The sequence below is a fragment of the Dokdonia sp. R86516 genome (assembly GCF_044596715.1).
Classification (GTDB): Bacteria; Bacteroidota; Bacteroidia; order Flavobacteriales; family Flavobacteriaceae; genus Dokdonia.
Map to the genome: position 1 here is coordinate 2130712 of NZ_CP138998.1, position 14482 is coordinate 2145193.

Below are 14482 nucleotides of genomic sequence, written 5' to 3' on the forward strand. Positions count from 1 at the left end.
ATGAGAGAACGATTATTGAAACAATGAGAATAGGTTTGTTTTTTATTTCTACTTGCATCTTGGGATAATGTTAGTTATAATCTATAGATGCAAATCTATGTAAAAGGTTGCGTGTGAGAATATTAATTTTTTGTAAGAGTTATCTTAACTTAACGTTTCTTACAGCAACATATTGTGATTTTTAACATTCCGCTTGCGCGAAAGCACAACAAACCCATTTCATAATAAGAGATGCGCTAGCTTTTAATTAATTAAACTTCCGAAAAAGATTGCGTTTAAAAATAGTTTGTTAGTTCCATACCAACTTCCTCTAAAGTTAGGGTTATCTGCAAACATCACGACGCGTCCTCGTCCTTTACGAGAGACCACAAGAGATGCACTCTTTTTCATAAAGGTGTTGAGATTCTTCTCAGAAATATAACCATCTATATGTGGCATCGCCGAATATTGAGCAACAGTGTTATACTCATTTTTACTAGGCTGCAACCAGACATTATTATTTTTATATACAGGCAGCTTGTCATACCTGTATCCAAAAGCTAGTGGGTGGGTAAGATCTAAGTCTACTTCAAAAATAGCCCCACCTAGGCGCTCTTTTCCTCGATTAGGTCTTTGATTCACATAAGGCTCGCGCTCCATAGTTTTTGTAGAGTCTTTCTTGTTTTCTTTTGTGAGCGTTCCAGAGGCTATTTTTGATTTGATAGCCCAGCTACTTGCAGTTCCAGAAGTAATTAAGGTGTTTCCTTGTGAAACCCATGAAGTGAGATTTTCTTGAAATCGCTTAGATAAATTTCCATAGCTTCCAGAAACCATTACTACAGTGTTGTATTTACTTAAATCTACCCTGTTAAGGTTGTTGCTCATCACTTTTGTAATAGGCATATGTACACGCGTATCAAGTAAATGCCATATCTCGCCAGCTTCGTACGAGCTTGTCCCATCTCCTATAATCATAAGCGCTTTTGGAGTATCCACTTTTCGGAAATTCTGACTTCCTAAGTCAATTCCTTTGATGCTAAAACCGGTATTTGCCGCATAGATTGGCACTTGGAATTTCTGTTGTCCAGATGTAATAATACGATACACTTCTTCTGGAGTTTTTTCTTGACGACTTACAGGCAGCATTAGTGTTCCGTAGTTGAAGTCACGATTACCACTCGTTGTTTTTGCAGTAAAAGGTTTGAACGCCGTCGCCACCGTCAGACCTTCACGCTGTAAATAAGCAAGCAAAGCAGGCGCATTATAATCATCATAATCGATGAGATATGCATAATCTGTTTTTGTTACCATTTGAACCTTAGTGAGCTCATCTGTAGACGTAACTTCGTTACCCAAGTTCGGTGTGCTAGACAATCCTTTGTGACGCATGTTGTAAAAATTACCCACAGACCAAGCGCTTGCATCATAGTAAACACTGTCTCTGTATTTCTTATAGGTTTCAAAGAAGGACTGCACCATTCTTTTTTGCGCTTGTTGCGTAGGGACTACATAACGACCATCTCCTTTGTCATATAACTTAATGCGATGTTTGAGAAGTTTGTCTATAAAAGCTTTTGTTCTGTTTGCGTCATAAGGATCTCCAAATTCATAAGCGGCTGCTTGATCTGTTTTTGCTTTCGCGAAAGCGGACTTAAAAAAATCTTGCTGGTACTTACGTAAAGTACCTTTATTTTCTACTGCAGCCTTTACAGTTGCCATTCCAGAAGTGTACTGATTTCTAATCGTAAATGGGAAACTTATAGTTCCGAAATCTGTATCCTGAAGATGCCCGCGACTACTTGCTTGTTCAAAAAGTAGTGCTAGTGCTCCCTGAAGATCCGGATATGACGATCCATAACCGGGATAGGTGCCGTCAAAAGATTCCTTTGTAAAATAAAAACTACCTATCTCATCAAGCGCACTTGAAAAGTAAGGAGCAAAAAGATTGTTGAGGTCTTCGTAGTTTTCTTTAGGCATAATAGGATCCATACTGCCAATGGGGAGCATAGGTTCGAAAAAGTGACTACTGTTTGTACCCATCTCGTGAAAATCTGTAACTACATTAGGGTACCACTCGTGATACCAATCTAATTTTCCGCGGCTTTCTGGATTTACGGCAAGTAGCCAATCACGGTTTAAGTCAAACCAGTAGTGGTTAGTACGTCCGCGTGGCCACATTTCTGTATGCTCTGCATCTATATTATCAGAAACTAGTGGTGAGCCTTTATAACTATTTGCCCACTGTGTGTGGCGGTCACGGCCATCTGGATTTATGGTAGGGTCTATAAATATGATACTGTTTTCTCTATATTTTTCGATTTCTGGATGTTGTGATGCCACGAGCGTGTATGCGGTAAGTAACGCCGCTTCAGAGCTGGATGGCTCATTACCATGCACATTATAACCTAGCTGTATAAAAACGGGAATATCATCATAATTGGTCGCGCGTTGCTGGGTATCTACAAAGGCGAGGTGTTGGCTTTTAAGCGTAGGTAATATCTCTTGATTGTTAATGCTCGATACGGTAAGCATAACGAGTTTGCGGTTTTCGTGAGTTCTTCCATATTCACTTAAGGTTGCTCTAGGTGATAATTCGGCTAGTTTTTGAAAATAGGATACTATTTGATCGTGGCGTGTATGTTGTTCACCAATCTTATAACCTAGAAATTGTGCTGGAGAAGGGATTGCAGCGTCAAAAGGTGCGTACTTTCCTGTAAAGTACTCTTGTGCGTGTAGTTGAGGTGATAACGCTTTCGCGAAAGCGAGTACTAAAAAACTTACAACTAGAATTCTATATTTCATTTGGATTGGTTTTGTTCTTTAAAAATACAGAAATAAATTTTGCACAATCAGTGCCTGAAAAATATTGTTTTTTGTACTACCTTTATTTGTGCACGGTTTTTGATACCTGCTAGATTCATCAAAAAAACGCTATGCGGTACTTTTACATTTTCTTGTTTATTTCATCACTTGCAGTTGCACAATCAACACCTGTAAAAGGGGTAGTTATTCCACAAGTAACCTTTGATAATTCGACAGATAACTATTCTTTATATCTACCAGCAGATTATAAGGAAGCCGTTAACTATCCGGTTGTGGTAATTTATGATGAGCTAGGTCGCGGGTCAAGTGCGGTACAGCAGTTTTCTATAGGTGCAGGATTAACAGAGAGTATAATAGCTAGCCCAAATTACAGACTAAGTGATACCCTTTCGATAGCTATAAACCAGAGTAAAGAATTTATAGAAAAGCTATCTCAAGCGTACGCAATTGATAAAGATAAAATTATCCTCTCGGGATATGGAAAAGATGGTGTCATTGTAACATCACAAGCACAGGCAGATACATCTATTTATGGAGTCATAGCAATAGGAAATGCATTTTTAGATAAAAAAAGTCTTCGTAGTAATGAGAATCTTAAAATAGCCTTGCTTTCTCCAGATGAGGGCAGTCAGTATTACAAGTTAAGATCTTACAGTCGTAATTATGGTCTGAGAAAAAATCTGGTCAGTTATCACACCTATGATGGTGTAGACTGGCCTAGCGCAGGATATATAGCAGAGGCTCTTACGGCTATTTTGATAGATGAAACTACGAGTGAGCAGAAGCTCCAATCTTATTATAATAGTGATGTAGCCTTTGGGAAAACAATGTACCGAAAGCAAGATGGTCTTAATGCTTTTGATTTTGTATCAACACTTAAAGACAAGTATAAAAAGCGCCTTGACATCGACGAGCAGAAAGAGCTTTTAGATAACATCAAGCGACTTAAGAATTATAGATCAGATCGCGATATATATGCTATGTTTAGTTACGGTGAAGACCTTATGGCAGAGGAGTTTCAATATAATATCCGAGAGGATATGAGTAATAGCTACTTTAATAATCTAGGGTGGTGGAGTTACCAGATGGACGAACTTGATATACAAATAGACAGTACAGACAATTCAATGATAAAACGCAAGTCGGCTATGCGTTTAAAGAGATTTGTACAATCTGAGGTTGAATTACAGTATAAAATATTAAAGCGTAAGGATACTAAGATTGAGCAATTGCTATTTGCAAACGTATTGAGGTCACTAGTAAACCCTAATAATCAGGATGCATTTATTCAATCTATATCATTGAGTGCAAGGGAAGGGGATGTAAATGCTACACTGTTTTATCTAGAAGAGCTTCTTAAAACTGGATATACAGATTATGAGGCGTTGTATAAAATTCCATACACAACCGCAGCTCGCATAAGTAAAGAGTGGAATGACATTATAAAAGCCTACCTAGGAAAGTCTAAGTATTATTAGGGACTTGAACTTCTTTTATTGAGGCAATTATAGATGGGGCATTGCTAGTGCTTACAAAAAACTCATTCATTTTATTTTTAGTTTTTAAGTGGAGATTGCCTCCAGTATGAGTGTTATATAAAGTTCCCTCAGGAGTGAACCTTATACCTATGCCCCAGTACCAAGGTATCTTTACACCTCTCGCTGTGGTTATATCTAGGTCATTTATAGCGATCTTTTTATAAAGTAGCCCTATCCCAAAACTAGCAATAGCATACTCACTAGTGATAATAATATCTAGCTTGTAAAATAATATGAGAATTATAACAAAAAGAAGGCAGCAAGCAATTAGCGTATAGGCAGCGGTATCATTATCTATCCACTGCTCGATAATGAAATAGGTCATAAAAGCAATTGAGATTACGCATATTATCCCAATCAAATAAAAAGGCTGCGTCTCTTTATAATGTGTTTTACTCATAATTGATTATGCTCGTTATTTGTGTTAATGGAAATTACGGATTTTAAATTATAGATTGTATCTATAATTTTCTAATCCTTATATTTATTGTTATTACTTGATTTTAAGCATGGTGACAATATTTTGTTATTGATTCAACTTGGCTCGATTTTTGGCTGTTCATTAATATGTTGACAACTAAGTTTTAGTTTTATAACAGTACTCATAAGTATTATTACATTTATCTAAATGGTAATTCAAAAATGTCGTTTATGGATTTTGGACAAGAAGGAAATAGTATATCGCTTATGCGCTTTGAGTCTATGCTTAAGACTAATGATGTAGTTTTCTTTGATGCTGAGGAATTTGAGAATATTGCAAATCATTACATTGAAAGTGGTAAGATTGCGCTTGCGCGAAAAGCTGTAAAGCTAGGTCTAGACCAGCATCCCACGTCTTCAAATTTAAGACTCTTTAAAGCCGAACTATTTATTTTTGAAAATAAATTTGACAAAGCAGATGCTATTCTCACGGAGCTACACTCGTTAGATCCTCATAACGAAGAAGTTTATATTCAAAAAGCAAATATATATAGTAAGCAGGATGATCACGAGAAGGCAATCCATTTGCTTGAGCAAGCTGTAGACCTAACTGATGACCCGGCAGATGTGTATTCTCTCATAGGAATGGAGTACCTATTTCTAGAAGATTTTCAAAATGCAAAGCTTAACTTCATGAAATGCCTAGAGGTAGATGACCAAGATTATAGCGCGCTGTATAATGTAATTTACTGTTTTGATTTCTTAGAAGAGCACGACGGAGCGATAGACTATCTAAATATGTTTTTAGATAATAATCCGTATTGTGAAGTTGCTTGGCATCAAATAGGGAAACAATACTTTGGACTTAAAAACTATGAGAAGGCACTATCATCTTATGAGTTTGCAATTATAAGTGATGATAGGTTTGTAGGGGCTTATCTTGAAAAGGCAAAAGTGCTAGAAAAGCTAGGGAGATACAATGAAGCGCTTGAAAATTATCAAATTACCTTAGAGCTGGAAGATCCTACATCATTTGCATTATTACGTATGGGTAAATGCTATGATAAGCTAGGAAGCGATGAGCTTGCTATTAAGCATTTTGAACGTTGTGTGCATGAAGATCCATTGTTAGATAATGGCTGGATGGCAATCACAGATTTTTATCAGCAAAGGTTAGATTATCAAAAAGCCCTATTTTATATAAATAAAGCAATAAATATTGATAGTGATAATGTCCTCTATTGGAAACGATATGCTACTATAAATCATAAACTTAAATTTCTTGAAGCGGCAGAGGAGGGTTACCGTCGTACCCTAGAATTAGGAAACTATGAGCTTGAAACCTGGTTATATAGAAGCGACATTCTCGTGCAGCTAGGTGAGCCCAATGCGTCTATTACAAACCTTACTCAAGCAATGGAGTTTTATCCAGAAAGCGCAGAAATTGCCTTTAGACTTGCTGGTCTTAACTATAGTAACGGTAATGATGTTCAGGGACGTTATTTCCTCATAAATGGATTGAAAATCGAGCCAGAATTCTCTATTATTCTAGGAGAATTATTCCCATATGCGGCGAGTAAAAAGGAAGTACTCGAACTAGTAAAGCAATACTTAGGTTAATACTATTCTAAAATCTTGTAGAAATGTAGGTGCTTATTATGAAAGCTAGTATTTTAGCTTGACGCGAAAAAATAAATACCTATGCCTAAACCATCAGCTTCCTATCTACTTGTCATTTTAAAAGGTATGGCCATGGGAGCAGCAGATGTTGTTCCGGGAGTATCTGGAGGAACTATCGCCTTTATATCTGGAATCTATCAAGAACTTATTGAAACAATTGATAAGTTAGATTTTGGTGTGCTTAAAGTATGGAAAAAAGAGGGTGTAAAAGCAGCTATACAACAATACAACCTCAAATTCTTAGGAAGTCTTTTTCTTGGAGTTGCCATAAGTATATTATCTCTTGCACGCGTTTTTAAATACTTGTTAGAAGTGTACCCTATAATGGTATGGTCCTTCTTTTTTGGCTTAGTACTCGCGAGTATTTTATACATAGGAAAACAAATCACTAAGTGGAATCCTACAGTAATTATAGCCATGTTACTTGGCGTAGCCGTAGCCTATTTTATAACCATTGCAGCACCTTCAGAGGCGCCTAATGTGTGGTGGTTTTATTTTCTTTCTGGCTGTATAGCTATTATAGCAATGATACTTCCCGGTGTTTCTGGTTCATTTATTCTAGTACTCTTAGGGTCATACGGTATGGTACTAGGTACAATTACAGATGCTCAAGATGCTTTGCTAGCTAGAGATTGGGCACTACTCCGTACTGCGATATTCAAGATTATACTTTTTGGAACAGGATGTGTTGTTGGACTCAAATTGTTTTCAAAAGTTCTTAAATGGATGTTTGAACATAAAAAGCAAATCACATTAGCCGTGCTTACTGGTTTTATGATTGGTTCGCTCAATAAAATTTGGCCATGGAAAGAAGTGTTGTCTACTAGAATAGATAGACACGGAGAGGAAGTTCCTGTAGAGGCTGAGAGTATTTTACCATCTTCTTTTGATGGTGATCCTCAGGTGTTGTATGCGGTGGTATTTGCCGTAATTGGATTTGCACTTATTTTACTATTAGAAAGAGCTGCGGTTAAAAAAACAGTTTATGCAGACTGAGACTAGATCACTTTCTGATAAAGTCTGGCTAGTACTCAAAGGGCTAGCAATGGGTGCTGCAAATAAGGTGCCTGGAGTTTCTGGAGGAGTAGTCGCATATGTAGCAGGTTTTTATGAAGAGTTTATTTACTCGCTTCAAAAAGTTAACGGTAAAGCTTTAAAGTTGCTTTTTGGAGGTCGTCTCAAAAGTTTCTGGAGATATATAAATGGCAAATTTCTAGGGCTACTTATTCTAGGTATGCTTATTAGTTATTTCAGCGTTTCACTACTGCTAGATATCGCTATTCGCAATTATCCTTTACTCGTTTGGAGTGCTTTTTTTGGGATGATTATAGGTTCTATTTATTATATAGCAAAGGATTTTGAAGAGTGGACGAGGCGCAATATTGTGATGCTCATATCTGGGATTATATTTGGTGTGGCTATAAGTCTTATGGAACCAGCTCAAGAAAATGACAACCTCATTTTTGTATTCCTATGTGGTATTATAGGTGTTTCTGGGATGACCTTGCCGGGACTCTCAGGTTCATTTATTCTTATACTTCTAGGTAATTATGTACTACTTCTTGTAGATGCTGTAAATGCACTGTTTGTCACAATGACGAGTGTTTTCGGAGGTGATTTTAGCTTTGTAGATGATCCTGAGCATATGCGTTTACTTACCGTTCTTATCGTTTTTTCGCTTGGTTCACTTACAGGTCTTGTGACATTATCTCATTTTTTAAGTTATTTACTCAAAAAGTTTAGATGGGCGACTAATGCTGCGATTTTGGGCTTTATTATAGGCTCGCTTGGCGTTGTGTGGCCTTGGAAGTTAGAAGTTTTTAAAAGGGATTCTTTAGGGGAGATAGCGATAGATAGAAACGGCAGTCCCATACTAGATAACTATGATCGTTACTTGCCTACAGAAATTAATATGGAAAATGTGCTCGCGGTATTTTTTATCCTTACGGGTATTTTTATGGTCGTGGCATTAGGTAAATATGGAACAAGAACAAAAGCTCGTGGATAAATACGGACTCATAGGAAAAGATATAGGATACTCATTTTCTAGAGGGTATTTTAAAAACAAATTTGAGAAGCTCGAGATAGCTGCAACATATGTGAATTTTGATGTCCCAGAAAAAGAGGCCTTAAAAGATCTTTTTTCTCCCGCTTACGCGAAAGGATATAATGTAACCATCCCATACAAACAAGATGTAATACCACTAGTAGATAATCTAAATACAGATGCCGAAGCCATTGGCGCTGTAAATACCATAAAAGTTGAAAGCGATGGAAGCTTAACAGGATACAATACTGACTTTATCGGTTTTAGAGATACATTATTAGAACATTTCGTAGATTCTCTTTTTGTAGGATTTGGCACTGCAGATTATGTAAGTAGAGACTTAAAATGCCTTATTCTAGGAACTGGTGGTGCATCAAAGGCGGTACACTATGCAATGAAACAGCTTGGTGTGCAATGTGTTTTTGTTTCGCGAAAGCGTAAAGAATCAACAATAACTTACGAAGATTTAGATAGAGAACTTATCGAGAGTCAGACATTTATAGTGAATACCACTCCGCTAGGGACGTATCCAGATGTAGAGGAGTCTCCAGATATTCCATATCTGTATTTAAATGAAACTCACGTGGCGTTTGACTTGATTTATAACCCAGCAGAGTCTGCTTTTTTAAGATATGCAAGAGAGCAAGGAGCGACAATAATTAATGGTTTGCGCATGCTAGAATTGCAAGCAGAAGCCTCATGGTCAATATGGAACAGCTAGAAAGCTGCATATTGCCCATATGTGCGCACTAAATAGTATATTTACCTATATTCAAATAGAACCCTAACATTGAAAGAAATGTCTGAAGAGAAGAAACCCCAAGATCCAAGTATTGAAGAGCATCTAGAAGAAACGGCTCCTGCCGCAGATCGCACGATGAATGCAGAAATAGAAGCGCTCGCTGCCGAGGCAAATGATACTGAATTATCTAAAGAGGAAGTAAGTGAAGCCACTGCTACCACAACAGATGCCACGGCTACAGAAACAACAGAGGGTACTAAAGAAGCTCCTGTCGAAAAAAAGGAAGTGCCAAAAAAAGATTATACCGTTCTTTCAAAAGAGGAGTTAATTGCAGAGTTGCAATTGCTTATTAAAAATGAAAGAGTTACAGATATAAAAGATCACGTAGAAGAAATTAACACCTTAATCAATGCTCAGTTTGACGCAGAGCAAGAGGAGGCTAAACAAGCATTTCTTGCCGAGGGTGGAAATATTATTGATTTTAGATTCTTCTCTCCGCTTAAAAAAGCGTTCAATGAAGTGTATTACGAATACCGTAATAAACGTCAAGAATTTTATGAGCGTAAGCGCAAGGATCAAAACGCAAACCTTAGAGAGCGTCAAGCTTTAATAGAAGAAGTAAAAGCGTTACGAGATGAACTAGGAGGAGCAGAAAGTGTAAACACTACCTTCAATAAATTTAAGGATATTCAAGAACGCTGGAACAATGCAGGTAACATCCCAAGAGACCGTTACAATCTGGTGTGGAATGATTATTACTTCCATATTGATGCATTTTATGAGTTACTGCACTTAAATCGTGATTTTCGCGATAAGCACTTCAAAGAAAATCTTGATAAGAAGTTACTTCTTATAGAAAGAGCAGAGGAGCTAGGAGCAGAGCCTAATATTAATAAAGCTTTTAAGGAATTACAATTGCTTCACCGCATGTGGAAAGAGGAAATAGGTCCTGTAGCACGTGAATATAGTGATGAAATCTGGGACAAGTTTAGTGCAGCTACAAAGAAAATACATGATGCACGCGATGAGAAGCAGAAGGAAGTAGAAGCTTTGTGGGTAAAAAATCTTGAACAGAAAAATGAGATTATCGCCCAGATAAAAGAGGTAGCTCAAGACGATATTAAGGCTCACAAAACAGTACAAGCAAAAATCAAGAAAGTAGAAGCTTTACGTGATGAGTTCTTTAAGGCTGGTAAAGTACCTAAAGAAAATAACGAAGAGACATGGGCTTCTTTTAAAGAGGCTACAAAATTATTTAACCACAAGAAGAATGATTTTTATAAATCTCAAAAGAAAGAACAATACGATAATCTTGCAAAAAAGCAGGCCCTTGTAAAAATAGCACAAGAGCATAAGGACAGTGATGATATTCCAGGAACGCTAGATGTGATGAAACGCATACAAGCAGACTGGAAAAAAGTAGGTCACGTACCTCGTAAGGATAGCGATAAAATCTGGAAGGAGTTTAAAGATGCGTGTAATCACTTCTTTGATCGCATGAAAGATTCTAAAAAGCAAGCAAATGCAGGGGAGCAAGAAAATCTAGAGAAGAAGCAAGCTTTAATGAAAACTGTAAAAGAAGCTAAGATGACTGGTGAGCGCGATGCAGATCTCACAGCAATCAAGGCTTTTATAGAAGACTGGAAAGCTATAGGCCGTGTTCCTTATGCTAAGAAAAATATCGATCAGGACTTTAATAAAGTACTTGATGGTCTTTTCAAGCAACTTGATATAGATAAAAAAGAAGCAGAGCTTATCAAGTACGAGAACCGTATGAGTATTATGGTTGATAGTGATGATGAAAGAGCTATTGAAAGAGAACGTTTCTTTATTCGTAAGAAGATAGATGAGGTAAAAGCAGAGATTAACCAACTAGAAAATAATCTAGGCTTCTTCCAGCATGTAGCAGATGATAACCCTATGGTAGCAGAAGTTCATAAGAACATTGCACGTCATAAGGAAGATTTAAACCTATGGAAATCTAAGTTGCGTAAACTGAGAGAAGCAATCACAGAAAGTCAGAAAGTAGAGGAGGAAGAAACGACCGATACAGAAGAAACTGAGGATACATCAGAGTCATAACTGTAACATTTTGAGTATAGTGTCGTCTTTATAGTATCAATCAATCATTAAAATCGACATTATGAAAACTCAAGTACAAAGAACATCGTCACAAAATCCGAGACAAGGAAGAAACTTAATTTTAGGAGTATATGTAATATTCTCCTCATTTTTAATTGCTTCCTACACGCTAGTACAATATTTCTCTATGTAGAAATAATAAAAAAACACAACTTAGGTTGTGTTTTTTTTTGCGCATAACTCAACGTCTTGCAATACCTATAAACCACAAAATCCGCTCCCAATTATGGAAGCGGATTTTGCTTTTTCATAGCAGATTTTATCTATGCTACTTAAACTAAGTAGAAAGACACTATATATGTCGGTTGGTTATAAGAGACCTTACAAAAATGTATCTTTGAGTTTAAAATAAATTATTATGATGCGCATTCTATTATTTCTCTTTGTTGTTACTGCAACAACCATAAGCTGTGATGGTCAGAAAAAGAAGGAATCACCTGCTAACACGATTACCACCAATTATTACTTTATACGTCACGCAGAAAAAGTTTTAACAGATGCTAGTGATCGTAATCCAGACTTAACAACTCAAGGAGAAGAAAGAGCAGAGCGATGGAAAGCTTATTTTTCAGGTAAAGATATTGATGCTGTTTATTCGACAGATTATAAACGCACCATGCGCACTGCACAACCTACAGCAATAGATAATGAAGTTGCGATACAAACATACAATCCGGAAGATTTATTTTCGGAAGATTTTAGACTTGATACTGCAGGTAAAAACATTGTAGTAGTAGGGCATAGTAATACCACTCCTAATTTTGCAAATGCTGCGTTAGGTGACAAATCTTTTAAAGATATTGATGAGTCTGAATACTTTCACCTCTATCATGTACAACTAGTTGTTAATGATGAAACGGGAGAGGTGATTGATAAAAAGTATAATGCAGTTGTTGTAGACTAGCAGTTATCAGGACAGATAGTTACAGTGATATTCTCAAGCTCAATCTTACTTAAAAGATTGAGTTTGTTGTTTTCAAAGAGATTATCAAGCGTGGTAAGCGCAGGAAATTGCTCTTCTGGTTTGTAATTGCGATAATCTACAAAGCGTATTCCTTCTATAATACGTTCATTGTAAGCTTCTCTAAAACGCGTGCCACCGTCAGAAGTTTGATAATTATAAGCGAGGTAATTTACATGGTAATTTTCTTTGTTAATCCAGTACATGTATTCATCTTGAAAATCATCACCACCACCTTCTTGTGCAAATGTGACCATAATGCGGTAGTAAGATTCCCCTTTCACAGTGACTTCATCCACTAGTTTTTTTCTTACAGCTGGATCATTTAATCCGTATGGAAGCACAGAGAAATAATGAACAGAGTTTACACTATTTGCATAACGATTTTTCATGCTATCTGCTACTGGGATAGGTGCGCTTTCGCGAAAGCGTACAAATTCCCCATCATCTTTTATAACGTCTTGTTGTACTTGGCATTCGGCATCCGTACAACGCTCTAAGGTGCGTAAACCTTTATTGCGAGTGGCTCTGTAGTAGAAATCTCTAAATTTGAAATGAATACTAGCATGTTCAATTTGAGCACCTCCAGAAGCTGCTATAGCCTTATCTACAATCTCTTGTGCAGTAGGTGTTTTTTGAGAGCAGCTCGTAATAAATAGTACTATGATAATAGCCGAAAGCGATCGAAACATATAGGTTTTTTTGTGAATGGTATGGTCGTTATAAATAATTACTTCTTACAACATCTTGCATTACGGCTGCAAAAATACAATCTCTTTGTTGTTAAAAATAAGAACAGGACTCAAGAGGTGAATTTTTTGATTTCAAGATTATTTTCAGTTCAGATTTCTTTTCAACTTTGTACCTTTGATATCATGTCAAATACGGTTAACATAAAGAATAGAAAGGCGCGCTTTGAGTATGAATTACTCGATAAGCTCGTTGCTGGAATCGTACTTGCGGGTACAGAGATTAAAGCAATACGAGAAGGAAAAGCCTCCATAGCAGAGAGTTTTTGTGAGTTTAATGATCACGGAGAAATGTTTGTGATTAATATGACAGTGCAAGAATACTCCCATGCTACTTATTTTAATCATCAACCTAAGAATCAACGTAAATTATTACTCAATAAACGCGAACTCAAAAAATGGGAACGTGAGGTTAATAAATCTGGTCTTACTATAGTGCCACTGCGTTTATTTACAAACGAGAAGGGATTTGCAAAGCTTGAAATTGCACTTGCCAAAGGAAAGAAAACATACGACAAACGAGAGACTATAAAAGATCGCGATAACAAGAAAAACTTAGATCGCATCAAGAAGTCTTTTAATAATTAAAATTCATTTTGTCAGTTTAACATTTTGTTAGGCAACTATTTATAATTTTATAACGTCTTTTATAGAGTACTACACTCTATGCGTTTAAGATTACTTCTACTTTTATTATTTATCACCTTCCAAGTTGTTGCACAGTTCCCTATGTCTATGCAAGGACAGGTAACTCTTGAAGATAATGTTCTAGAGTCTGCTCACGTGACTAATCTCAAGTCGCAAAGGAGTACCACTACAGATAAAAACGGAATATTCTGGATACAGGTAGATGTGGGTGACGTATTACTTGTATCACACATATCTACAGCAGATAAGTATGCTATTATTTCTGAGAAACTCGCCCTTGAGCCATTGCTTACTATAAGGCTAGAAGTTAAAAGGAATGAGCTAGATGAGGTAGTTGTAAAAGATCAGCCGGATATTTCAGTACAAAGCGTAGGAATTGTTCAGGGAGAACAAAAAATTCCAACTGCAAATGAACGTAGGTTACACACAGCTGGAGACTTTAAGCCTATTCATCTACTTGGTTTATTAGGCGGGAGTCTTCAAGTAGATCCTATAATTAATGCCATCACTGGCCGTACTAAAAGGCTCAAACGTTATGTGGAGATAGATAAACAAATCGCCGTGTATGAAAGTCTATATGAATATCATGCCTATTTTATAAAGAATCGTTTTGAGATAGATGATACAGAGGTTGAGCGATTTTTTAACGAGCTAGTAGATCACCCAGACATAACATCAATACTCAAGAAAGATAATGAAGACCAGATTCGTATATGGCTTTGTGCTCAGTATATTATCTTTAGTAATTCATAA

13 protein-coding genes are annotated in these 14482 nt (G+C 36.7%); 10 read left to right on the forward strand and 3 right to left on the reverse strand.

Annotated elements, in window-relative coordinates; genetic code table 11:
* Nucleotides 1-243: 243 nt before the first annotated feature.
* Nucleotides 244-2781, reverse strand: a complete 2538-nt coding sequence (locus tag SJY23_RS09655) for a M14 family zinc carboxypeptidase (RefSeq protein ID WP_396596174.1) — start codon at nucleotides 2779-2781, stop codon at nucleotides 244-246.
* Between the two features lie 131 nt (nucleotides 2782-2912).
* Between SJY23_RS09655 and SJY23_RS09660 the strand changes: the two genes are divergently transcribed.
* On the forward strand, nucleotides 2913-4280 hold the full coding sequence (locus SJY23_RS09660; RefSeq protein WP_396596175.1) for a hypothetical protein: 1368 nt from the start codon (nucleotides 2913-2915) through the stop codon (nucleotides 4278-4280).
* Here the strand turns inward: SJY23_RS09660 and SJY23_RS09665 are convergent.
* Nucleotides 4267-4665 (reverse strand): hypothetical protein, encoded by a 399-nt coding sequence (locus SJY23_RS09665; protein WP_396596176.1) that lies wholly within the window; start codon nucleotides 4663-4665, stop codon nucleotides 4267-4269. The genes SJY23_RS09660 and SJY23_RS09665 overlap by 14 nt on opposite strands.
* A gap of 326 nt (nucleotides 4666-4991) precedes the next feature.
* Between SJY23_RS09665 and SJY23_RS09670 the strand changes: the two genes are divergently transcribed.
* The 7 genes from SJY23_RS09670 (at nucleotide 4992) to SJY23_RS09700 (ending at nucleotide 12275) form a co-directional block, all read left to right on the forward strand.
* Nucleotides 4992-6380, forward strand: coding sequence for a tetratricopeptide repeat protein (locus tag SJY23_RS09670; RefSeq protein WP_396596177.1), 1389 nt, complete (start codon nucleotides 4992-4994; stop codon nucleotides 6378-6380).
* 81 nt (nucleotides 6381-6461) lie between these two features.
* Nucleotides 6462-7436, forward strand: a complete 975-nt coding sequence (locus tag SJY23_RS09675; RefSeq protein WP_396596178.1) for a DUF368 domain-containing protein — start codon at nucleotides 6462-6464, stop codon at nucleotides 7434-7436.
* Complete coding sequence (locus SJY23_RS09680; RefSeq protein ID WP_396596179.1) at nucleotides 7426-8448, forward strand: DUF368 domain-containing protein; 1023 nt, start codon at nucleotides 7426-7428, stop codon at nucleotides 8446-8448. The genes SJY23_RS09675 and SJY23_RS09680 overlap by 11 nt, the downstream gene beginning before the upstream one ends.
* Entirely contained in the window at nucleotides 8420-9208 is a 789-nt protein-coding gene (locus tag SJY23_RS09685) for a shikimate dehydrogenase family protein (protein WP_396596180.1), read from the forward strand. The genes SJY23_RS09680 and SJY23_RS09685 overlap by 29 nt, the downstream gene beginning before the upstream one ends.
* Nucleotides 9209-9286: 78 nt before the next feature.
* Complete coding sequence (locus tag SJY23_RS09690; protein WP_396596181.1) at nucleotides 9287-11311, forward strand: DUF349 domain-containing protein; 2025 nt, start codon at nucleotides 9287-9289, stop codon at nucleotides 11309-11311.
* Nucleotides 11312-11372: 61 nt separating this feature from the next.
* Entirely contained in the window at nucleotides 11373-11504 is a 132-nt protein-coding gene (locus tag SJY23_RS09695) for a hypothetical protein (RefSeq protein ID WP_396596182.1), read from the forward strand.
* 225 nt (nucleotides 11505-11729) lie between these two features.
* Nucleotides 11730-12275, forward strand: coding sequence for a SixA phosphatase family protein (locus tag SJY23_RS09700; protein WP_396596183.1), 546 nt, complete (start codon nucleotides 11730-11732; stop codon nucleotides 12273-12275).
* Here the strand turns inward: SJY23_RS09700 and SJY23_RS09705 are convergent.
* A complete protein-coding gene (locus SJY23_RS09705; RefSeq protein ID WP_396596184.1) occupies nucleotides 12272-13024 on the reverse strand; it encodes a DUF6503 family protein in 753 nt (250 codons plus the stop codon). The genes SJY23_RS09700 and SJY23_RS09705 overlap by 4 nt on opposite strands.
* 183 nt (nucleotides 13025-13207) lie before the next feature.
* Between SJY23_RS09705 and smpB the strand changes: the two genes are divergently transcribed.
* Nucleotides 13208-13669, forward strand: coding sequence for an SsrA-binding protein SmpB (gene smpB, locus SJY23_RS09710; protein ID WP_035334061.1), 462 nt, complete (start codon nucleotides 13208-13210; stop codon nucleotides 13667-13669).
* A 78-nt stretch (nucleotides 13670-13747) separates the two neighbouring features.
* Entirely contained in the window at nucleotides 13748-14482 is a 735-nt protein-coding gene (locus SJY23_RS09715; RefSeq protein ID WP_396596185.1) for a hypothetical protein, read from the forward strand.

Excerpts from the sequence above, each read along its gene's own strand:
- SJY23_RS09685 (WP_396596180.1), top strand. The coding sequence starts at position 8,420 with ATGGAACAAGAACAAAAGCTCGTGGATAAATACGGACTCATAGGAAAA.
- smpB (WP_035334061.1), top strand. The coding sequence starts at position 13,208 with ATGTCAAATACGGTTAACATAAAGAATAGAAAGGCGCGCTTTGAGTAT.
- SJY23_RS09655 (WP_396596174.1), bottom strand. The coding sequence starts at position 2,781 with ATGAAATATAGAATTCTAGTTGTAAGTTTTTTAGTACTCGCTTTCGCG.
- SJY23_RS09705 (WP_396596184.1), bottom strand. The coding sequence starts at position 13,024 with ATGTTTCGATCGCTTTCGGCTATTATCATAGTACTATTTATTACGAGC.
- SJY23_RS09670 (WP_396596177.1), top strand. The coding sequence starts at position 4,992 with ATGGATTTTGGACAAGAAGGAAATAGTATATCGCTTATGCGCTTTGAG.
- SJY23_RS09675 (WP_396596178.1), top strand. The coding sequence starts at position 6,462 with ATGCCTAAACCATCAGCTTCCTATCTACTTGTCATTTTAAAAGGTATG.
- SJY23_RS09660 (WP_396596175.1), top strand. The coding sequence starts at position 2,913 with ATGCGGTACTTTTACATTTTCTTGTTTATTTCATCACTTGCAGTTGCA.
- SJY23_RS09695 (WP_396596182.1), top strand. The coding sequence starts at position 11,373 with ATGAAAACTCAAGTACAAAGAACATCGTCACAAAATCCGAGACAAGGA.
- SJY23_RS09690 (WP_396596181.1), top strand. The coding sequence starts at position 9,287 with ATGTCTGAAGAGAAGAAACCCCAAGATCCAAGTATTGAAGAGCATCTA.
- SJY23_RS09680 (WP_396596179.1), top strand. The coding sequence starts at position 7,426 with ATGCAGACTGAGACTAGATCACTTTCTGATAAAGTCTGGCTAGTACTC.
- SJY23_RS09700 (WP_396596183.1), top strand. The coding sequence starts at position 11,730 with ATGATGCGCATTCTATTATTTCTCTTTGTTGTTACTGCAACAACCATA.
- SJY23_RS09715 (WP_396596185.1), top strand. The coding sequence starts at position 13,748 with ATGCGTTTAAGATTACTTCTACTTTTATTATTTATCACCTTCCAAGTT.
- SJY23_RS09665 (WP_396596176.1), bottom strand. The coding sequence starts at position 4,665 with ATGACCTATTTCATTATCGAGCAGTGGATAGATAATGATACCGCTGCC.